19 protein-coding genes are annotated in these 19,320 nt (G+C 45.9%); 9 read left to right on the top strand and 10 right to left on the bottom strand.

Annotated features, from left to right (window positions below; all coding sequences use genetic code 11):
- Positions 1-613 precede the first annotated feature (613 nt).
- The 3 genes from LJ740_RS00095 to LJ740_RS00085 are packed head-to-tail and all read right to left on the bottom strand — an operon-like array spanning position 614 to position 3,940.
- Positions 614-1,990, bottom strand: coding sequence for a sigma-54-dependent transcriptional regulator (locus tag LJ740_RS00095; RefSeq protein ID WP_229526981.1), 1,377 nt, complete (start codon positions 1,988-1,990; stop codon positions 614-616).
- Positions 1,959-2,498 (bottom strand): hypothetical protein, encoded by a 540-nt coding sequence (locus LJ740_RS00090; protein WP_229526980.1) that lies wholly within the window; start codon positions 2,496-2,498, stop codon positions 1,959-1,961. The genes LJ740_RS00095 and LJ740_RS00090 overlap by 32 nt, the downstream gene beginning before the upstream one ends.
- Positions 2,498-3,940: a sensor histidine kinase gene (locus LJ740_RS00085; protein WP_229526979.1), complete on the bottom strand. Its 1,443-nt coding sequence runs from the start codon at positions 3,938-3,940 to the stop codon at positions 2,498-2,500. The genes LJ740_RS00090 and LJ740_RS00085 overlap by 1 nt, the downstream gene beginning before the upstream one ends.
- A 384-nt stretch (positions 3,941-4,324) precedes the next feature.
- Between LJ740_RS00085 and LJ740_RS00080 the strand changes: the two genes are divergently transcribed.
- Positions 4,325-4,564: a hypothetical protein gene (locus LJ740_RS00080; protein WP_229526978.1), complete on the top strand. Its 240-nt coding sequence runs from the start codon at positions 4,325-4,327 to the stop codon at positions 4,562-4,564.
- A gap of 85 nt (positions 4,565-4,649) precedes the next feature.
- Here LJ740_RS00080 and hrpB read toward each other — a convergent pair whose 3' ends face one another.
- A complete protein-coding gene (gene hrpB / locus LJ740_RS00075; RefSeq protein WP_229526977.1) occupies positions 4,650-7,169 on the bottom strand; it encodes an ATP-dependent helicase HrpB in 2,520 nt (839 codons plus the stop codon).
- A 159-nt stretch (positions 7,170-7,328) separates the two neighbouring features.
- Between hrpB and LJ740_RS00070 the strand changes: the two genes are divergently transcribed.
- Positions 7,329-9,245: an acetyl-CoA hydrolase/transferase C-terminal domain-containing protein gene (locus tag LJ740_RS00070; RefSeq protein WP_229526976.1), complete on the top strand. Its 1,917-nt coding sequence runs from the start codon at positions 7,329-7,331 to the stop codon at positions 9,243-9,245.
- Here LJ740_RS00070 and LJ740_RS00065 read toward each other — a convergent pair.
- The 3 genes from LJ740_RS00065 to LJ740_RS00055 all read right to left on the bottom strand — a co-directional run bounded on the left by LJ740_RS00065 (position 9,240) and on the right by LJ740_RS00055 (position 12,815).
- Positions 9,240-9,791, bottom strand: coding sequence for a GNAT family N-acetyltransferase (locus LJ740_RS00065; protein ID WP_229526975.1), 552 nt, complete (start codon positions 9,789-9,791; stop codon positions 9,240-9,242). The genes LJ740_RS00070 and LJ740_RS00065 overlap by 6 nt on opposite strands.
- Before the next feature lie 129 nt (positions 9,792-9,920).
- A complete protein-coding gene (locus LJ740_RS00060; protein ID WP_229526974.1) occupies positions 9,921-10,790 on the bottom strand; it encodes an ion transporter in 870 nt (289 codons plus the stop codon).
- Positions 10,791-10,970: 180 nt separating this feature from the next.
- Positions 10,971-12,815, bottom strand: a complete 1,845-nt coding sequence (locus tag LJ740_RS00055) for a DUF885 domain-containing protein (protein ID WP_229526973.1) — start codon at positions 12,813-12,815, stop codon at positions 10,971-10,973.
- Between the two features lie 212 nt (positions 12,816-13,027).
- On the opposite strand from LJ740_RS00055, the gene LJ740_RS00050 reads away from it, so the two are divergent.
- From LJ740_RS00050 to LJ740_RS00040, 3 genes are all read left to right on the top strand, one after another.
- A complete protein-coding gene (locus LJ740_RS00050; RefSeq protein WP_229526972.1) occupies positions 13,028-13,618 on the top strand; it encodes a DUF3299 domain-containing protein in 591 nt (196 codons plus the stop codon).
- A 2-nt stretch (positions 13,619-13,620) separates the two neighbouring features.
- Positions 13,621-14,091 carry a hypothetical protein gene (locus LJ740_RS00045; protein WP_229526971.1) on the top strand — a complete coding sequence of 157 codons (471 nt, stop codon included), beginning with the start codon at positions 13,621-13,623 and terminating at the stop codon, positions 14,089-14,091.
- Between the two features lie 440 nt (positions 14,092-14,531).
- A complete protein-coding gene (locus LJ740_RS00040) occupies positions 14,532-14,963 on the top strand; it encodes a DUF1801 domain-containing protein (RefSeq protein ID WP_229526970.1) in 432 nt (143 codons plus the stop codon).
- A gap of 5 nt (positions 14,964-14,968) precedes the next feature.
- On the opposite strand, the gene LJ740_RS00035 is transcribed toward LJ740_RS00040, so the two are convergent.
- The 3 genes from LJ740_RS00035 to LJ740_RS00025 all read right to left on the bottom strand — a co-directional run bounded on the left by LJ740_RS00035 (position 14,969) and on the right by LJ740_RS00025 (position 17,297).
- Positions 14,969-16,315 (bottom strand): class II 3-deoxy-7-phosphoheptulonate synthase, encoded by a 1,347-nt coding sequence (locus LJ740_RS00035; RefSeq protein ID WP_229526969.1) that lies wholly within the window; start codon positions 16,313-16,315, stop codon positions 14,969-14,971.
- Between the two features lie 143 nt (positions 16,316-16,458).
- Entirely contained in the window at positions 16,459-16,917 is a 459-nt protein-coding gene (locus tag LJ740_RS00030) for a low molecular weight protein-tyrosine-phosphatase (protein ID WP_229526968.1), read from the bottom strand.
- 17 nt (positions 16,918-16,934) lie between these two features.
- Positions 16,935-17,297: a nucleoside triphosphate pyrophosphohydrolase family protein gene (locus LJ740_RS00025; RefSeq protein ID WP_229526967.1), complete on the bottom strand. Its 363-nt coding sequence runs from the start codon at positions 17,295-17,297 to the stop codon at positions 16,935-16,937.
- Between the two features lie 128 nt (positions 17,298-17,425).
- Here LJ740_RS00025 and LJ740_RS00020 point away from each other — a divergent pair, with 128 nt between their 5' ends.
- The 4 genes from LJ740_RS00020 to LJ740_RS00005 all read left to right on the top strand — a co-directional run bounded on the left by LJ740_RS00020 (position 17,426) and on the right by LJ740_RS00005 (position 19,191).
- On the top strand, positions 17,426-17,680 hold the full coding sequence (locus tag LJ740_RS00020) for a hypothetical protein (RefSeq protein WP_229526966.1): 255 nt from the start codon (positions 17,426-17,428) through the stop codon (positions 17,678-17,680).
- A gap of 336 nt (positions 17,681-18,016) precedes the next feature.
- Positions 18,017-18,343 carry a hypothetical protein gene (locus LJ740_RS00015; protein WP_229526965.1) on the top strand — a complete coding sequence of 109 codons (327 nt, stop codon included), beginning with the start codon at positions 18,017-18,019 and terminating at the stop codon, positions 18,341-18,343.
- A 223-nt stretch (positions 18,344-18,566) separates the two neighbouring features.
- Entirely contained in the window at positions 18,567-18,782 is a 216-nt protein-coding gene (locus LJ740_RS00010) for a hypothetical protein (RefSeq protein WP_229526964.1), read from the top strand.
- 121 nt (positions 18,783-18,903) lie between these two features.
- A complete protein-coding gene (locus tag LJ740_RS00005) occupies positions 18,904-19,191 on the top strand; it encodes a hypothetical protein (protein WP_229526963.1) in 288 nt (95 codons plus the stop codon).
- The last annotated feature ends 129 nt before the right edge of the window (positions 19,192-19,320 follow it).

Raw genomic sequence — 19,320 nt, 5'->3', positions numbered from 1 at the left:
GCAGTTTCAGATAGAGACTATTCGTCAAACCACTCAGACAGATGGTAATCTGTTGAGCATTCTGGATAGGTAATGGTATGGGATAGCAAAGCGCAATGAGTGGCTGGCATTGCAACATCAACACACTGTGACTGCCTTGAAGGCGCGCAGTTGTCAGATCCTGTTGCAAGAAAGGTATTCACCACAAGCTCACTTTTGCTTTATTTTTGAACTACTCAAGGTATATCACAAGCTTTTCAGTTAAATCAACTTAAGGGATTTGGAGATGGGTGAAACAAAACGAACAAATTAGGATAGGCATCACAGTACGATAGATTAAAATGCAAAAAATCCCATAATTATTCAGCTCAACGCTACCCTGACAGACCCAACATCAGGGATACTTTTACTACACCTAAACCCATTAAACACAATTGCCTTAGCTGAATCAGTACCAAGCAGATAAGCCTCCTGCACCCACCTTTGCCGTTGCCCATTTTTATGCAATGAAATTTTTTTTAATTTTTTTGATTTTTATTGGATTGGCCACAAAAAATGCACTGTCACACCCCGTTCAGCGACGCAACCCGGATATCAACTGCACATTCAGCAGTCATTCGCTTTAATGCGGTAACTAGCGAAATTGTTCGGGTTTTAAGTGATGCTTGTCCAGCAATTTGTAAAACTCAGTACGATTGCGTCCTGCTATTTTTGCCGCCTGGGTAACATTCCCCAGCGTCGCATTTAACAGTTCCGCCAGATAAGCCCGTTCAAAATCATTTTTTGCTGAAGACAGTGATGGGGTATCAGGGGATTTCATGCGTAATGCCCGCTGCACCAGTTCACCGGAGATCAATGGCCCCTGACTTAATGCTACCGTTTGTTCCACAACATTCTGAAGTTGCCTGACGTTGCCCGGCCAGGGGGCTGCTATCAGCAGTGCCATTGCTTCATCGGTATAACCTGTCAGCGGCTTTTGGATACGTTGCAAAATCTGCTGGAAAAAGTAATTTACCAGCAAGGGGATATCGTCTCGTCGCTCCGCCAGAGAAGGCAAGCGCAATTCCACAACATTCAGGCGGTAAAACAGGTCTTCGCGGAACTCTTTGTCTTCCACAGCCTGTTCCAGGTCTTTATGCGTCGCGCTAATAACCCTGACATCAATGCTGACCGATTGTGTGTCACCAACCCGACGCACTTCTTTTTCCTGTAATACCCGCAGTAGTTTTACCTGAAAACTCAGCGGCATATCACCGATTTCATCCAAAAACAAAGTGCCACCATCCGCGGCCTGAAACAGACCCAGATGATCTTTATTTGCGCCGGTAAATGAGCCTTTGACGTGACCAAACAGCTCAGATTCCAGAAGGGTTTCAGGAATGGCAGCACAGTTTACTGCGATAAACGGCGCGTTACTTCGGTCACTGGCGTGATGGATCGCTTTTGCAAGCAGCTCCTTCCCCGTGCCCGACTGACTGTTAATAAACACACTGACATCCGTTTGAGCCACCTGACTGGCCAGCAGAAGCACTTCTTTCATGATGTTACTGCGGTATATGATCTCATGATCCATCGGCAGCTGTTGCGCATCTTGTGGATCACAATCGGTAGTGGGATTAAGGCGCAGTGCCTGAGCGACATTTTCCAGCAATTCCTGACTGTTAAATGGCTTGGTCAGATAAGAAAACACCCCTTGTTTAGTGGCATTTATGGCATCCGGAATCGTGCCATGGGCGGTTAATATGATCACTGGCAATGCCGGATATTTAGCCCGCACGGCTTTAAACAACGCCATACCATCCATGCCGTCCATGCGCATATCGGTGATCAATAACTGCGGCCGACTGGCCTCTATCATGCCTAAAGCTGACTCACTGCTTAAAGTGCTGTCCACCTGATAACCGGCGCCGCGTAACCGCATTGCTATTAAGGTCAACAAATCCTCATCATCGTCTACCACCAGAATAGGTTGCATGGGATTATTTGCCGTTGGTTCGGTTATCTCTGTCATTGATATGTTGCTCGATAGATTTTAGCTGCTCAATCTGTTGCTGTAGTTGCACTTTGCCTTGTTCCAGCTGCTGCAACAGGCTTTGATGAGTTTCGGTATTTTTTTGCAAACGCTCCGACAATCGCGTGGTTTCGGTCAGGGTATCCATTAATAGTTGCCATTGACCTGTCGTTTCTTCCGGATAATCTGACAGCCAACGGCGCAGCAGTGTTCTGCCCATGTGGCTGTTTTTAACCGGCGAATGTGGTGTGAGATAAATAAAAACCTGCCTTATGGCAGATTCTTTTGTAACCGGTGCCGCCTGTAATTGCAGCAACGACTGTTCAAGTTCGTGCACTGTCATGGCTTTGTATTCAAGGTACAGCGCACTCCAGTTAATTTCCGGTAAATCCTGTTGTGTCGGGCGCACTGATTTTATTTCAATTGCGCTGTTTTTTTGTTTTGATGCTGTAAGAGACTGGCACCCCGCCATAAAAAACAACACAGAAACCCATAGCAAAACACGCATTAATTTGTCTCCGTATTAACTGGCAACTGAACAATGGCCTGACAGCCAGGCTGTGCTGCACGATTGCTCATACAAACCTTTGCACCATACTTATTGAGAATTTCCCGCGTTAGGGTTAAGCCCATCCCACTTCCTTTTACTTTGCTGTCTGGTTGATTATTGGCCTGATAAAACAATTCAAATACCTGCTCAGTATCATCCACCGGAATACCTGGCCCCTGATCTTCCACGACGATCTGAGTCTGCTCACCCTTGTTATCCACCGACAGCGTAATCGTGCCCTGCTCAGGAGAAAACTTGATGGCATTGGACAACAGATTATCCATTACGATCCGGCAATGGTCTTCATACATCGGCAATGGTGATTTTGTCCTGTTGCTGAATGCAATGGTTAATGATTTAGCCCTGATTTCCAGGCTGCGATCATTCAGTATCCCCGAGACCACCTGTTCAATATCACAATACTGGGTTTGTTCCGGTAGTTTAGCAGCAATAATGATATTCAAATCAAGCAGGGCTTCAATCAGCTTTTGCAAACGACCGGTGCTGCTGCGCAATATCCCGGCAATATGGTGTTGTGCTTCGTTCAACTGTCCTGACGTGCCGTCATATAAAAGTTCGGTGCCTTCTCTTATGGCAGCCAGCGGAGTTTTAAGTTCATGAGACAAATGCTGCAAGGTTAAGGTTTTTTGTTCTTCCAGGCGTAAAAGTTGTGCCCGCATACTCTCAATGGTCACGGCAATGTCCCTGATATCCTTGGCCCCGGTTACTTTTACCGGATGACTTAAATCACCAATTTCCAGTTGCTTAAGTTGAGGCATCAATTGCTTCAGAGGTCGGTTGATAATTCGCACAAAACAAATAGCCAGTAACAAGGTAAAAGGGAAAATCAGCGTTGAACGCAAAAGTTTATCGGACACCTCAGATGCACTTTGCTCAATGGCGTTTATTTCGGCAGAAATAATATCGTTATTCATTCTGAACAGTGTCTGAGCATAGCCGTGCAATTCACCAAAGCCGCTCTGCAACGCTGCCAGTGTTAAGGTTTCATCTCCTACAACCCGGACATATACCCTTTGTTCTGCCGCGCTCAACTGATTGAGTACCTCATCCAGGTGTAATGAGTGCGCCCCACCGTAGGCATTTTCAACTGTAGATAAAAACTCTGTGCGGTAGGCCAGATATTGTTGCTTAAGGGACGCATCTGACAATACCTGAAACTGACTGGCAGTGCGCTCCATATTATTCAATAAGGCAGAGAGTTGTTGACTGGTAAACACCACATCAGCCACTTGCTTTACGGCACTAACCCCTTTAGAAGACACATCCCCTACACTCATCATCGATGAGGCCAACACCAATGCCAGCGGCAGCGTAACAGCGCTAAAGCTCCATAAAATAAGCGTACGCAATGACATTGAAGATATTGAAATATCAGGCATTGTTTATTTTTTAAATCCCTGCACTAACCTGTTAACTGGGGCCATACTTTAAGCCAATAGCGCTGCGCTGTTAAGCTGTCGCTTTTTTGAGACAGTATAGAAAAGCATCCCCTAGGCTTGTATTTTTTGTTATTTTTCAATACCTTACAAAATAACAAAGGCATACAAATTAGTTTCCGGCTGAACCTTGTCTGAAAACTGTTGCCTCTGCCCAACAAAAATTCCTGATTAAAACCCCACCAAAAACAATATTTTCTATAAATATCAAATACTTAAAAAGTTGGCACAGAATTCGCCATAGTCTTATCGAAGCTTTGATAGTGTTAATCAACCTGTCGAAGCCAAATTAAGAAAATAAACAATTAAATTCACGGAGACATTCCTATGAAGAAATTAACAGTATTTGTTACTTTGGCTTACCTTATCACTGCAGCGATGTTCACCAGCGCCTCAGCCAACACCCTTGAAACCCTGCAGCCGGTAGTTGTCAGCAGCGTGGAAGATTGCAAAAACGACGACGGCACCACCAAGCCTGAGTGCGAGAAAAAAGACGAAGAGCAGAAGCCAAAATGTGATGAAAAAGACGGCGAGCAAAAGCCAGAGTGTGAAGATCACAACGCCTGATAGCGTCTAACCTCGTTTTTAACTGCCCCGGAATTTGAGAGCCAAGGATGATCTCAGACGCTAACTCCGGGGTGGTTTTTGCCCGCTAATGTGATTTTTTCTTCAATGACTTGCCCGGTTTTTCCAACAAAGGCTGCTCTGGCCAACGATGTTTAGGATATCGACCGCGCATTTCTTTCGCCACTTCATGATAAGACCCCTGCCAAAATCCGTTTAGATCACTGGTGGTTTGTATGGGCCGCCTTGCCGGTGACAACAATTCAAAACGCAGTGCTACTTTATTGTTCCCCAATAACGGGGTCGCCGTTAACCCAAACAAAGACTGCAATTGCAACGACACGATTGGTCCCTGGGCAGCATCATAGGTGATGGAGAATCTGTCGCCGGTTGGCGCGACAAACTGCTCAGGAGCATACTGCTCTAATAATCCTTGCTGCTCCCAGTTGAGGGTCGCAGTGAGCAGTGGCAAGAGGTTTACCTTGCGCAATCCGGGTAATGTTGTCGTTGTGCCTATGTAGGGTAACAACCAGTCTTCTAAGCTGTTTAATAACGCGCGTTCATTAATGCCTGGAAACGTTTCATCCACCGAAGCAAGCCAAGCTGCGCGCTGCAACCACCGGTGACAGTCTTGTGTCCAGTTTAATTCGGACAACCCCTTATCCTTCACCTGTTGCAGCATAAACTGCTGTTTTTGGTGTAGGCTCAGGTCGGCGCTGATCTGGCTTTGATAGACGATCGCGCCCAATTTTCGGCTAATTTTAATTCGGGCCGCTCCGGCTTTGTCATCCCAATACACACTCTCTTCGTTGCTGGCCTGTATCGCCGCAAACTCACTGACATTCTGCTCACTGATGGCCATCGCCAACCAGATACGTCCGCTTTGAGTTTGGGCGTTGATATCCAGCACCAGCAACCAGGGGGCCGTAAGCAAAGGGTCAGACATATCTAATTCAGCGCCCCTGCCATTCGCCAGTAAATAGGTATTGCCCTGCGTCTGACGTTGTTTTGCCAGTAAATCGGGATACCCTGCCAATAACAGCCGGGCAGCCAGGTCAAAGCTTTGCTCTGTTGCCGGCAATATCAGGTGTTTAAGCCCCATCCGCATTTTCAGTTTTGATGCTGTGGCTTTTACCTGTTTTAAGACCTGATAGCGAATGCAGTTTTTGTAGTCAGCTTCCTGCCACAGTGCCTGCAGACGGTGAGAAAAGGCGACGCTGTGAAAGTTTCGAAGCACGTCCTGCTCGCTTAACAGCGCACAAATATCAGCGGCGATCATTTGCTCCTGCTCACCCTTTGCTGCCAGCAACACAGCTGCCAGACGCGGCGACAAGGGGAGCTGGCAGGCCTGTTTGCCTTTATCGCTGGGCTTACCTGACTGCTCAAGAAAGCCCATCATGGTTAACAGTTGAACACTGCGCTCAAAATGCGCTATTGGCGGTGGGGTTAACCAGTCAATGTGTTGAAAATCACGCTGCCCCCATACCGCCAGTTCCAGCACAGTGTCCATTAAATCGGTACGCAATATTTCTTCCTGGCGAAAGTCTGCCAGCTGTTGCTGCTGGCTTTCAGACCACAACCGAATAGCCAGACCTTCAGCTGTTCGACCTGCACGGCCACTGCGCTGAGTGGCCGAAGATTTAGCGATATAGCCGGTTTCCAGCCGAGACATTCCGGTTTTGGCATCGTAAATCATTTGCCGCTCCAAACCGGAATCGATTACCAGACCAATACCGTCAATGGTTAAGCTGGTTTCGGCAATATTGGTGGCAAAAATGATTTTTTTCCGTCCCTGTGGGTCCGGCTCCAGTGCGGCTTGTTGCTGTGACAGTGGTAAAGCCGCATACAGTGGCAACAAGCTGCACTTATCGGTTTGCAGCTTTTCCTGAAAGTATTCAATGCAGCGATTTATCTCCCCTTGCCCGGGCAAAAATACCAGAATGTCACGGTTTGTTGTCGCATTTTTCCCGATACATACCACCTCCTGCGCTGCCTGCCACACCGATTCCTGTAATCGTTTGTTGTGCCTCGCCTGATAACGCACACTTACCGGAAAGGTGCGTCCTTCGCAGTGCAGCACCGGTGCGGAATCGAGATAGTTACTAATCGCGTCACTATCTATGGTGGCCGACATCACTAAACAGTGCAGATCTTCCCGCAATGCTGACATTACCTCTTTCACCAGCATCAGTCCCAAATCGGCATTTACACTGCGTTCGTGAAATTCGTCAAAGATCACCAGAGCAACATCAGTCAGCTCGGGATCGCCCTGCAACTGACGGGTTAAAATGCCCTCAGTCACCACCTCTAATCGGGTAAACTGAGAGACTTTTTCCTCATTTTTCACCCGATATCCAACGCGTTGACCCACGGCCTCACCTAACTGCGACGCCAGGAAATGAGCAATGGCTTTGGCCGCTACCCGTCTGGGTTCCAACATCAGGATTTTCTTACCCTCTAACCAGTCCTGCTGGAGTAAGTACAAAGGCACGGCTGTTGATTTGCCCGCACCGGGTTCTGCGGTTAGCACCAGGCGTTTATGACTTGCCAGTTGTGCTGCTATCGCAGAAAGATGCTGACTGATTGGAAGTGATTGTATGAACTGCAAAATTTACCTGAAATATTGGTGTGACAATGCACAAAGGCGCTATAGTAAAATGAAGCCCTGACAGCTTCAACCGGGTTAATCATGGCAAATAATCTGTCGTAATGGCCTGTCAGGTTGGCTATGATGCCGATTACCCCAACCTAATTTTTCGGAGCACCCGTGTTTTGGCGTAAGTTAGGCTTTCGCAAGCCATTGAATAGCGTATCTGACTATGCTGCATCCAAACAATGGCAGGCTAAGAAGCTCAACTTTGATCAGGTGGCTGAGAAAGTGCCCGACGGGAGCCGGATATTCATTGGTAGTACTGCTGCTACAGCGCACTGTACATTGAAAGCCATCGTCACCGGCGCCCATAACCTGGTAGATATCAACATATTGCAGTTTATTCCCGGCGGCGAGCTGCCCCACCTGGAACAAAACGTCAGCCGAATCCGCACCACGGCTTTTTATGCTTTTGATCGCGCCGCCAAAAATATCCGTGAAGGCATCACCGACTATATGCCGGTGTCCAGTGCCAGGTTACACCGCCTGATCAGGGAAAAGCGCATCCCCATTGAAGTCGCCATTATTAAAGTAACACCGCCGGACAATAACGGCTATTGTAGTCTGGGCACCGGGGTGGATTTCAGTCAGGAAGCAGTAGAGTCGGCGCAAATCGTGATTGCCGAAATCTGTGAAAATATGCCCTGGACTGCGGGCAATTCACTGATCAAAGCTGAAAACATTCACTGGTGGACAGAGAATCACAGCCCTTTGCCCGATAAAGACGAATTATTTCCCTGGTTAGGTGATTTTAAAATAGAAAAGACCGTTTTAGATAAAATCGCCGCCAACATCCTGTTCGAAATTCCCGATGGCGCCACGTTGAAATTTAACCTGACAGCCATGACAGATGATCTCATTCCCTATTTGCGCAAACGCAAAAACCTGGGACTGCATACGGATCTGCTCACCGACAAACTGTTAAAACTGATCCAGGAAGGCGTGATCAACAACAGCCAAAAGAATGTGCATCAGGGTAAAACAATTGTCTGTCACGCCTATGGCAATAGTGAACTGTACAAGGCTATCCACAAAAATCCGGCCATTGAGTTTCACCCCTCTTATTATGTTAATCGACTGGACCGGATTGCCGTAAACAACAACCTGATTTCCATTATCACCGGATTGAAGGTGGATTTAACCGGACAGGTGGCGGTTGATTCGGTGGGTAATCGGTTTTACGCCGGGGTTGGCAGTTCAGATGATTCCATCAGAGCGGCAGGTTATTCACTTAATGGTAAGCCCATAGTGGCGCTGCCCTCGCTGAGCATTAAAGGCAACTCAAATATTTTGATGTCACTGCCGGAAGGTTCTGGCGTCACGATTACCCGGGTTGACGTGCACTATGTGATCACCGAATACGGTACCGCCTTCCTGTTTGGTAAAAGTATCAGAGAGCGCTGTCTGGCGCTGATTGATATCGCACACCCCAAATACCGGGCTAAGCTGCTGGAGCAGGCCAAACAGTCTTATCTGGTACATTCTGCCCAGCCAGGACACTCATTTAAGTCTATTTACCCTAAAAACTGGGAATGTGTGCATACCACCAGACATCAGAAAAAAGTGCTGATCCGCCCCATCAAAGCCGTGGATGAAGACCTGTTACGAGACTTTTTTCATAAACTATCGGATCAAAACGTTTATATGCGCTATTTTTCCAAGCTGCGCTCCTTGCCACAAAAGATCCTGAAACAGTATTCAGACATCGATTACAGCAAGGATATGGCATTAGTCGCCCTGTCTCCCCCGGAAACCGCAAAACACGAAATTGTCGCCATTGGGCAATGGATTTTAGATGACAGTGATGGTATCCCCGAGATTGCCTTTCAGGTGCGGGATGACTGGCAGGGCCAGGGACTGGGTAGCTTTTTTATTAAGCGTCTTTTTCAACTGGGCAAGGAATATAAAATAAAGCACTTTAAAGCGGATGTACTGGTGGATAACGATGCCATGAACTGGGCCTTTGAAAACGCCAACGTCGACTTCGAGCGAAGCAGCGAATTTGGCGTATATCATTACCGGTTCACGCTATAACATCAATCTCATGTCAATGTTGTTCAATCCATTGTAATCGGTATAAAACTCACCTAACTCCTGAAAACCATGGCGTTTGTAAAAGTTACGCGCCAGTGTATTTGGCTCCTGAGTACCACCCATAAGCACCAGACTTCGCAACTTGCTGTCCTGTAAAGTGCTTATCAGCGCTTTGAATGCCTTGCCGGCTATTCCCTGATTTTGATAAGTATCAGCGATACAAGGAGCGAATACCGGATCGACCCGAAAATCCAGGTCTATCTGATACGCATTGTATCTGGCTCTCTCATGCGGATACTCATTAAAATCAACGATAAAATACCCGACAACTTTTTCTTTCGAAGCAATAATATACCTGGAAACGCCATCTTTTCCTAAGTTGGGGTTCAGTGCTTCATTGCAGTATTTGCTGGTAAGCGGGTGAGGCCCAAATTTAGATAAGGTTTCAGGAGATAACCCTTCAAAAAAATCAACCAACATGGCCTGGTCACTGGTGGTTATTGGGCGAAACTCAAAAACTTCATTGTGTTTAGTATTTATCTTCATATCTTCTACTTATGCTACCAACTCACTGACGGCATCTACCTGTTTATTCTGTTGGAACCAAACAAAATAATGGGTTTGTGTGGCAATGATATTAATCACAGGAGCAATGTTTACGCTTTGACGAAATGTTCAAAGTGGCTTTGTATTTCCTGGGCGCTTTAACTGCTGCTGCATTTTGCTCAACTGACTTTGCAACATATCGATTTGCTCACTTAACAGCATAATTTCATCGTGGGTGAATTCCTTCATTTCTTCCTTGTCTTCTTTTCTGGAATCTACCTGTGCCATTTGCATGGCATCCACAATAATACCGATGAACAAATTCAGCACCGCGAAACTGGTGACAATTATAAAAGGAATAAAGAACACGCCGGACCAGGGGAAAATATCCATAGTGGGCCGGACTATGCCCATCGACCAGCTTTCCAACGTCATCACCTGAAACAAGGTATAGGCAGATGCACTGATGGAGCCGAACCATTCCTGCATATTAGGGTCCGGGTGCTGCCCGAACAGCTTTGTCGCCAGTACGGCGCACACATAAAAGATCAACAGCAACACCCCAATCACGGACGACATCCCCGGAATTGAATGCCCCAACGCCGAAATAACCCGTCGCATTTGCGGCACCACGGACAGCAAACGCAATGCCCGCAGAATACGAAAGGCGCGTAACACCGATAATGGCCCACTGGCAGGAATCCAGGCAATAGTGACAATGACAAAGTCAAAGACATTCCAGCCGGATTTAAAGAAATGCCCGCGATAGGCATAAAATTTAATGGCCAGTTCAAGGGTAAACACACTCAGTAAAAACTTATCAGCCCATTGCAATACAGTGCCGTAGCGGGCATAGATGTCTCTATCGGTTTCCAGTCCAAGGGTAATTGCGTTAAGCAAAATCAACGTAATGATGATGCGCGTAACCCAGGGACTTTCTATAAACTGCGCAGCTCTGCGCCGGGTAGCGGATAAGGATTCTAATGTGACGGGATACATGTATTTCAAACTTTAAAAGATTGTTGTAAGCCCCGATATGTGTGCCCTGACTGAAGATTCAAGTCGTTGTGCAAAATTATAAGAGAGACAAAAAAGGTGACACTAAGGTCACCTTTTCGAAAACAAAAAAGACAAGTTATCAGGCTTTTTTAGACGCGATCCAGCTGTCTACCACTCTTTCTAAAACGGACAATGGTACAGCACCCCCCCCAGAATTACGTCGTGGAACTCGCGATAGTCAAACTGCTCACCCAGCTCGGATTTTGCTTTAGCTAACAACTCCTGAATCTTCAACATACCAATTTTATAACTGGTAGCCTGACCGGGTAATACCATATAGCGACGCACTTCTGAACGCGCCTGCTCTTCAGTTATGGCTGAATTTTCCTTGAAGTAATCAACCGCCTGCTGTTCAGTCCAGCCTTTTGCATGGAGACCGGTATCTAATACCAGACGAATCGCACGCCACATCTCAGAACCTAACCGACCAAACTCAGATAGCGGGTCCTGATAAGTTCCTGGCATTTGTTTCGCCAACCATTCTGTGTACAAAGCCCAGCCCTCAATATACGCGGTAAAGCCAGCCTGAGTGCGGAAAGTGGGAACACCTTCTAACTCCTGGGCAATCGCGATTTGCATATGGTGACCTGGCAAACCTTCGTGATAGGCAATAACTTCCAGCTCACGCTTTGGCATGGCTGTCATATCAGACAGGTGAGCATAGTAAATGCCCGGACGTGAGCCATCAGGAGTTGACGGGTAATAGTGCTGCGCTGCCCCGTCTTGCTCGCGGAAAGGCTCCACGCGTTTTACCACCATGTCAGCTTTCGGCAGGATTCCAAAATAGTCAGGTAATAAGGTTTTGATGTTATTGATAGCGGCGGTCGCATCATCGATATAGCCCTGACGACCTTCGTCAGTGTTTGGATAATACAAGCGCTCATCATCTTTGGTGTCCCGCAGAAACACAAAGTATTCCGCCAACGAACCCTCAAAGCCAAAAGCTTCTTTTGAGGCAATCATCTCTTCACGCAGACGCGCCACTTCACTCAGGCCAATCTCATGGATTTCATCAGCGGTTAATGATGTAGTTGTTTGATTGGCTAATCGCTCATTGTAATAAGCGACACCATTGGGCAGAGCGCTAACGCCCTGAGCTTCTTTACTGGCATTGGGTTGATCCAGTTTTTGCCAGGCAATCAGCCTTTCGTAAGCAGGTTGAAAATGGTTCATCAGATTATCTTTAACCTGACTGGTCAGCTGCTCTGCGGTTTGTTCATCGATTTCTTCTTTTTCCACCAGGGCGGCAATTTTACCTTTTGCCGCACTCCAGATAGAGCTGTCTTCGCCATCATCAAAAGGCGCGCCGGTAATAATTGCCTGTGATGATTTAATGACTTCTTCAAACGCAAAGTACGGCGGTCTGACGCCTTTTTCTGCTACCTTTTTAGAGCCTTCGACTAATTGATCCAGCGCACGCCCGGTTTCTTTCAGGCGGTTGATAAAGTTATCCATATCGACTTTGGTTTCCACCGTGTGGAAAGATATCAGCAGCGTCGGGAAGAAAGTGTGAATGGCGTTCATCTGCTCAAAGACATAGCCATTGTAACGGAACTCGTCTGCGGCTATATCCGCTTCAGCTTCATGCACCCACACATCATAGGATATTTTGGCATCATCGGTTAACTTGTTGTAATCAAAGGAAGATTTTAACTCTTCCAGGTTTTTGCGGGTAAATGCCAGATCTTCTTCTAAGGCCGCCTCAGACATCTGATCAATTTCGCCCTGTCGCTCTTTGCGTCCCAAAAATGCCAATTGAATTGGGCTGCGCATGATACCTTCTTCATACTTCTCATCGAACCATTGGTTCAGACGTGCGGTTTCTGCCTCAACTTGCTCAGCTGTGGGTGCAGCAGTTTGTTCTGCAGCAGTTGGAGTTGTTTGATTTTGTTGTTGCGCAGTTTGATTATCACTGCAACCCATTAGCGCCAGTGCGATCACTGAACCAAGTAGAGAAAGTTTCATGTGTTATTATCCGTTTTATTAGTGAGGATGAGACGCTAGCCCTATAGCCGCGCATTTTCAATCAACAGCAATTTATTGTTACAAAAAAATCTCAAACCTGCCGCTTTTTTTTTGCATGTCAGCACCAAAACTGTCCAGTTAAGAATACACACCACCATCTTGATATGTTATAACAACAAACTTATTTCCCTTTTTGTACCCTGAACTCAATTATGCTTTTCAATTCATTTAAACGGTCATCATTGCGCTCCGTGACAGCCATCGTCATTTTTCTGCTTTTGAATATCGTGTTTTCCGTTAGCCAGGCCAACGGTGTCTACAAAGAAGTTGAATGGATAGAACTGATCCCACAGGATGATCTGGAGGCCTTACTAAATCCGCCAGATGTGTTATTCGACATCGCTGATGGCTCCCAACAAGATTCCGTCGATAATTTTACTGAAAAAAACTTTGAAGACGAAAAAGCACAGCGCTTTCAGCAGGCACTACGCTCAACCAGAGTGGTTGAAACGATGGCGGAGCAGAAGATTAAAATCCCGGGCTTTATCGTGCCGCTGGAAACCTCCGATGATGAAAAGATCACCGAATATTTTATTGTTCCCTATTTTGGAGCCTGTTTGCACATGCCACCGCCACCACCCAATCAAATTATCTTTGCCAAAAGCAGCGAAGGAATTACACTGACTCACCTCAGTCAGCCATTTTGGTTTGAAGGCACCCTCAAAATAGAAAAACAAGAAAACCCGATGGGTGTTTCAGCCTACCGACTGGCCATGAATCAGGTTACCCCCTACGAGGATTAATAATGCGACTATTGACGACAAAGTGGTTTCAACATGCGACGTTCGCTTTAGGGGCGCTGCTGAGTGGTGTGGTAACCAGTACGCAGGCCTGTGACAGGCATGCCACCGCAGGATTTGGTCGTTTTCCGGTAATGCATGCCCAGTATCCGGCTCCCAACATTGAAGAACTGGTGGCACCGATTTCATTAAAACATGCCAAAAAAGTGCTTACTTCCCAGGGTAAAGACGCGTCGATTCCAATTTACTATCGTATTCCCAAAGGCTACCAGGACGTTGAGTTTAAATTTAATGGGTCTCCGGAAATCTCTTTTCAGGATGAAGCCGGCTTTTCACCGGAGCACAAAGCCGGGATCTACAGATTAAAATACCATGCCCTGGAACCTGGCAGGCATTCAGTCACAATTCTGATTAAAGGCAAAAAAAGTAACAAGCCCTACTCCAAAGTACAAACCATTGAAGTGGTGGCAGGGTAATCCGCTGCCATTTTTGCACCTGTGGCCGGTGCTCAAATTTCTGCCACCTCTTTTTAGATTAAATTTCTGTTTATGGCACTTCCCGGATTATTGGCAACTTTCATGACTCCCTGTATGAGTTGCAGATAGAAAACAATACCCTGGTAAGTTCAACATTGTTGTATAGCGGGGGTATCCAGTTAGGATTCAGTGCTCTGGTGCTACCGGACAATACTGTAGCGATTGTTTATGAAGCGGACTGGAATGGACAACGGGATATTTTTATGGACAGATTCAGTTTCCCGCAATAACGCTCTTTCAAAGTCTAACAAACACCGCCAGCGTAGTTGGCGGTGTTTATTTTTACATTCCCTTTCCTGTCCCTCCCCCTGGCTGGTATAAATAGTTTGTCGTTTTTTTAATTTGTCCGCTTACAAACTGATTACTACAATAAGAGAAATTTGTCATTTTTGGCCATCAATACCATGCATACCGACATAGACAACTACCTGAGCAGCCTTAAAAATAAAAACCGGGAAAATGATGCCCGACTGTTGTTGCCAATCATGGCAAAGGCGTCAGGTTATTCGGCCTGGTTGGCCGGTACCATGATTGGTTTTGGTCAGTACCATTACGAGTATGATTCCGGTCACAGCGGTGATTGGTTTGTGACCGGATTTGCCCCCAGAGCGCAAAATACTGTGGTGTATATCATGCCGGGTTTTGAGGCGTTTGATTCAGAGTTAGCACAATTAGGCAAATACAAACTGGGCAAGTCATGCCTTTACCTTGGTCCACTCAAAAATATTGATTTGGAGGTATTGGCTAACATGGTGAGCAAGTCGGTAGAGATAATGCAATCCAGATATGATTGCATCCCCTCTCCGACCTGACAGTATTAAACGGATTTGCGTAAGTTGTCCGATACCAGGAAGGCCAATTCCAATACCTGGTCGGCATTTAAACGCGGATCGCACTGAGTTTTATAGCATTCCGCCAAATCAGCATCGCTGATCTGATACGCACCACCGGTACATTCGGTGGCGTGCTGTCCGGTCATTTCCAGATGGATACCCCCGGCGTGAGTTCCCTCGGCATCATGTGCGGCAAAGAATTGCTGAATCTCCCGTAAAATATCATCAAAGTTACGGGTCTTATAACCGCTGGAAGAATTCTTGGTGTTGCCGTGCATCGGGTCTGAACTCCACACCACATGACGACCTTCCGCCTTAACCCGGCGTAACAGTGCCGGTAGCTTCTGCTCCAGATTATCGGCGCCCATACGGGTGATCAGGGTTAAGCGACCCGGGGTGTTCTCCGGATTTAACGCATCAATGAGTTCAATCAGTTCATCACCTTGCATACCTGGCCCGACTTTTACACCGATAGGGTTGTGAATTCCACGGAAAAACTCAACATGCGCGTGATCCAGCTGTCTGGTGCGCTCACCAATCCACAACATGTGTGCCGAACAGTTGTACCACTTGTCAGTTAAGGTATCTACACGGGTCAAAGCCTGTTCATAGTTCAGTAGCAAAGCTTCGTGAGAGGTATATAAAGACGTTTCCCGTAATGATGCGGTGTTATCTGAATTCAGACCTATCACTTCCATAAATGACAGGGTGTCCTGAATCCGGTGTGACATATCGAGATAACGATCTTTCAACGGATTATTCTCAACAAACGCCATATTCCATTTGTTTACCTTGTGCAAATCTGCCAAACCGCCCTGAGCAAAAGCACGTAAAAGGTTAAGGGTTGAGGCAGAGCGATGATAAGCATCGATCATGCGACGCGGATCAGGAATTCGGGCTTCCGGTGTAAATGGAAAGCTGTTGATAATATCACCGCGATAACTGGGTAAAGAAACCCCGTCTCTGGTTTCCAGATCAGCTGAGCGTGGCTTTGCATATTGCCCCGCCATACGCGCTACTTTGGTGACATGACAGCGACCAGCAAACGTTAGCACAATGGCCATTTGCAGAATCACTTTGAAGGTATCGCGGATTTTAGGCGCATTAAACTCATCAAATGACTCTGCACAATCACCGCCTTGCAGCAAAAAGCCATTGCCCTGCGAAATGTTAGCCAGCTCACTAAACAAATGACGAGTTTCCTCTGCAAACACCAGCGGCGGAAATCGTTTTAACTCAGATTCAACCTGAGCGAGCTTCGCTGCATCTTCATAATGGGGTTGTTGCAAAATTGGAAATTCACGCCATGTATCTGGCTGCCACTGTTTCACTGGAATTACTACCTGTTCTACTATTAAAAAGGAAGCAAACTAAAACATGAATAAATGCCCGATTCAAGAGATAACCTCCTAAAATTCGAGACTTATTAGATTATTTTAGTTAAAGAATTAAAATCTCTATCTAACAACGCGATTCAGGCACTTTTTAACTGAGTTATCAAAGCGGTTGATGCATTCTCAACCAGTTCTAAAACACGTTCAAAACCCGCATCACCCCCATAGTAAGGGTCCGGTACTTCTTGCTCTGGATCACCACTTAACGTTAAAAACAGTTGCACCTTATGCTGAAATTCTTGCGGACACTGGGCCAACAAATCTCTCAAATTACTCTTGTCCATCGCAAAAATGTGGTCAAAGTACTGAAAATCCGATTGTTTTACCTTTCTGGAAAACTGCCCGTGAAAGCTATATCCTCGTTTTTTACCATGTTCCATACTGCGACTGTCCGGCGCTTCACCGGTATGAGTGGCAATAGTACCTGCAGAATCAATTTCAACCTTTAAGCCAGCCTCTTTCGCCATTTTCTTAAAAACCGCTTCAGCCGTGGGTGAACGACAAATATTACCCAGGCAAACAAAAAGTACTTTTTTCATTTTCACTCCGGATGCTGTTATTGCCCCTCAGGCTTGTCTGCCCTGGCCTGTGCTTTTTCGTTGCTATACTGAAAGTTCTGATAACGGGTACCCAACTTATCAATGTTGGCCTGAAGACATTGCTGACGCGTGATGCCCAGCCCCTGACGCAAGCCTTCCATGTAAAACTCCAGATCGCCCAGTTCTTCGATCACATTTTCCAAATCCAGTTCTTTGCGATAGATCACTTGTTTTTTAATAGCATCCAGCAACTCCCCTGCCTCGCCACTGATACCAATCGCCATGTGCATGAGATGTGCATCCTCCCCGGAGATCTCAGTCGCAATTTGCTCACCGGGCTTAGCCAATACTTTAACCATATCGGAATGTGAAATCGTCATTAACCTGTCCTTTTCTTAAGTCACTTACTTATCTGGACAGCCATCATAACTGCACATGGTTACAGTTTCCAAATCCCCGAGATTATGCAAAACAGGAAACCCAAGAAGCACACTCAGGAAGAATTCAAATGGAAAAAGCCAGGAAGGCGAAAATCTGCCTTGAAGATACGTCCTATTGCCATTGTGTTTCCCGCCGTGTGCGCAAAATCAGGCTGAGCAGTGAAGCCATGTTGACCCGAGCCAGTTGCGAACACCGTCTAGCCGGGTTAAACCAACCCAGAGTAAAAAAGAACAGCAATTTACATTCGGTAGTTGGAAAGCCTGTTTACGGCCCTACCGTTCAAAACATCGGTTGGCTGGAAAAGACTTTTTTGGGGCTCTGATTACCACCACGAGATAGTCAATAATTGTGGTTGACTGACTACTATTACCCGCTTTGCGGACGTTCGATTGGTGAGTGTTAAAGGGCCGATTTGTGCCAATAGTGGCCATCAAAAAATTTACGATTGAACAATTCAAACAACCGTTTGCTCCTATAGTCAAGAAAACGACCCCGTTGGTCATTTTAGTCCTCAGACCAGATATCGAGAAATCTCTACTTCCAAGTGAGTGGCCTTACTTAGGTAAATTTGTTATCGCTAGCACAAAGTATATAATCGACCCAAGTTAAAGTAGAAAAACGACCCAATGGGTCGATATTAAATTGTTAGAAGTACCGTATGAATTATATTTGGCATTCCATATTCAACAAAAAAATAGATGCATACGCTGCAGAAAAACTCGTAGCTATATTAGAAGATGTTCAGTCATTTTTAGCAGAATCTGATGATTCGGTTTGGTCCGATATGGAAGTTGTCAAAGTGACAGATATCATTAAAAGCTCAATAATTTCACTCAAAACCAAGAATAAAGCTAAATTGGCCAAAATAGAGTATCTCTTTTTGCCAACTGCACCATTACAAGAAATCGCTATGGAAAACGGTTGGGTTGATGAGTATCTAGTTCTTGCAGAGAATTTCGATGCAGTATCTAACAAGTACTTCTAACAAAAAATTTTAAACCGGGACGCTTACTCGCTGGCTTCCCCTCATTCTTCGGGTAGTATAGCCAGCGAGTAAGCGCCCTTTAAATTAGCCGTTATGCGCAAGGAAGCATCGAAGATTAATGATTTATCTAACACTTCATTCAACTAACTTTAAGGAAACTAGAGAGTTTTATTGCACGACGTTATCCTTATTTAAAGCTCAATCTGACACAAGGCTAATATGCTTGGCAGGAGATTTAATTTTAGATTTAGATGGTTCTTGCCCATGCTCAGAGTTTGCAATTCATATAGGCGATAAACAAATAACCATTCTAAAAACTCTCGAAAAGACTGGGGTTGTTTATTCTTTCGAAATCAACATCGCCGGAGAGTTTTTGAAGCTTAAAGATCCATCGGGTAATAAAGTAGAGATATTGGCGCATGGTGGTTCAATAAAATGATTACGCATAACAAAAAAATTATGTCGCCCGCAGGCGGGCTGGGACACAAACAGGCAGGCGGCTTCGCCATTATAGCCTACCTGTTTGTGCCCCATATTTAGGTGTTATGTTTGAGTTGGTTATGGACGAAGATTTAAAGAAAAAAGTAGATATTGTTGTAGGATTAAGTCGTCTAGCAGGCGGTACATTGATACTTGTTGGAAGTATTTTGGTATTTGTTTTTACTCAGGCCGCGTTAGATCCCAGTGCTTCAATTGAAATCAATGGTGTTCCAACTAAAGACCAAACAGACAAAGTAGTGGCTGCAATTTTCACGGCATTATTTCCATTGATAGGTCTATTCCTATCTTTTGCACCAGCTAAGCTACTTGATAAGTGGGCAGCAAAAATTATCAGCCGTTTGAGTTAATCTCAAACATAATCGGGTAGCCGGAGGTCTCTAACCTCCAGCCCCCACAACACCCTGCATGCGGCTCCGCACAGGGCGTTTCATTCAGGATAGTGAAGCGCTATCCAACCATCTCGTAGCGAATAAAGC

The organism is Planctobacterium marinum, assembly GCF_020687805.1.
GTDB lineage: Bacteria > Pseudomonadota > Gammaproteobacteria > Enterobacterales > Alteromonadaceae > Planctobacterium > Planctobacterium marinum.
Note: the sequence above shows the minus strand (reverse complement) of the source record. Positions and strands in the feature narration are given on the sequence as shown.

Bases quoted from the DNA above. Each gene is read 5' to 3' on its own strand.
- LJ740_RS00030 (WP_229526968.1), bottom strand. From the start codon at position 16,917: ATGAAAAAAGTACTTTTTGTTTGCCTGGGTAATATTTGTCGTTCACCC.
- LJ740_RS00020 (WP_229526966.1), top strand. From the start codon at position 17,426: ATGGAAAAAGCCAGGAAGGCGAAAATCTGCCTTGAAGATACGTCCTAT.
- LJ740_RS00090 (WP_229526980.1), bottom strand. From the start codon at position 2,498: ATGCGTGTTTTGCTATGGGTTTCTGTGTTGTTTTTTATGGCGGGGTGC.
- LJ740_RS00085 (WP_229526979.1), bottom strand. From the start codon at position 3,940: ATGCCTGATATTTCAATATCTTCAATGTCATTGCGTACGCTTATTTTA.
- LJ740_RS00080 (WP_229526978.1), top strand. From the start codon at position 4,325: ATGAAGAAATTAACAGTATTTGTTACTTTGGCTTACCTTATCACTGCA.
- LJ740_RS00055 (WP_229526973.1), bottom strand. From the start codon at position 12,815: ATGAAACTTTCTCTACTTGGTTCAGTGATCGCACTGGCGCTAATGGGT.
- LJ740_RS00065 (WP_229526975.1), bottom strand. From the start codon at position 9,791: ATGAAGATAAATACTAAACACAATGAAGTTTTTGAGTTTCGCCCAATA.
- LJ740_RS00045 (WP_229526971.1), top strand. From the start codon at position 13,621: ATGCGACTATTGACGACAAAGTGGTTTCAACATGCGACGTTCGCTTTA.
- LJ740_RS00050 (WP_229526972.1), top strand. From the start codon at position 13,028: ATGCTTTTCAATTCATTTAAACGGTCATCATTGCGCTCCGTGACAGCC.
- LJ740_RS00095 (WP_229526981.1), bottom strand. From the start codon at position 1,990: ATGACAGAGATAACCGAACCAACGGCAAATAATCCCATGCAACCTATT.
- LJ740_RS00005 (WP_229526963.1), top strand. From the start codon at position 18,904: ATGGACGAAGATTTAAAGAAAAAAGTAGATATTGTTGTAGGATTAAGT.
- LJ740_RS00015 (WP_229526965.1), top strand. From the start codon at position 18,017: ATGAATTATATTTGGCATTCCATATTCAACAAAAAAATAGATGCATAC.
- LJ740_RS00060 (WP_229526974.1), bottom strand. From the start codon at position 10,790: ATGTATCCCGTCACATTAGAATCCTTATCCGCTACCCGGCGCAGAGCT.
- LJ740_RS00025 (WP_229526967.1), bottom strand. From the start codon at position 17,297: ATGACGATTTCACATTCCGATATGGTTAAAGTATTGGCTAAGCCCGGT.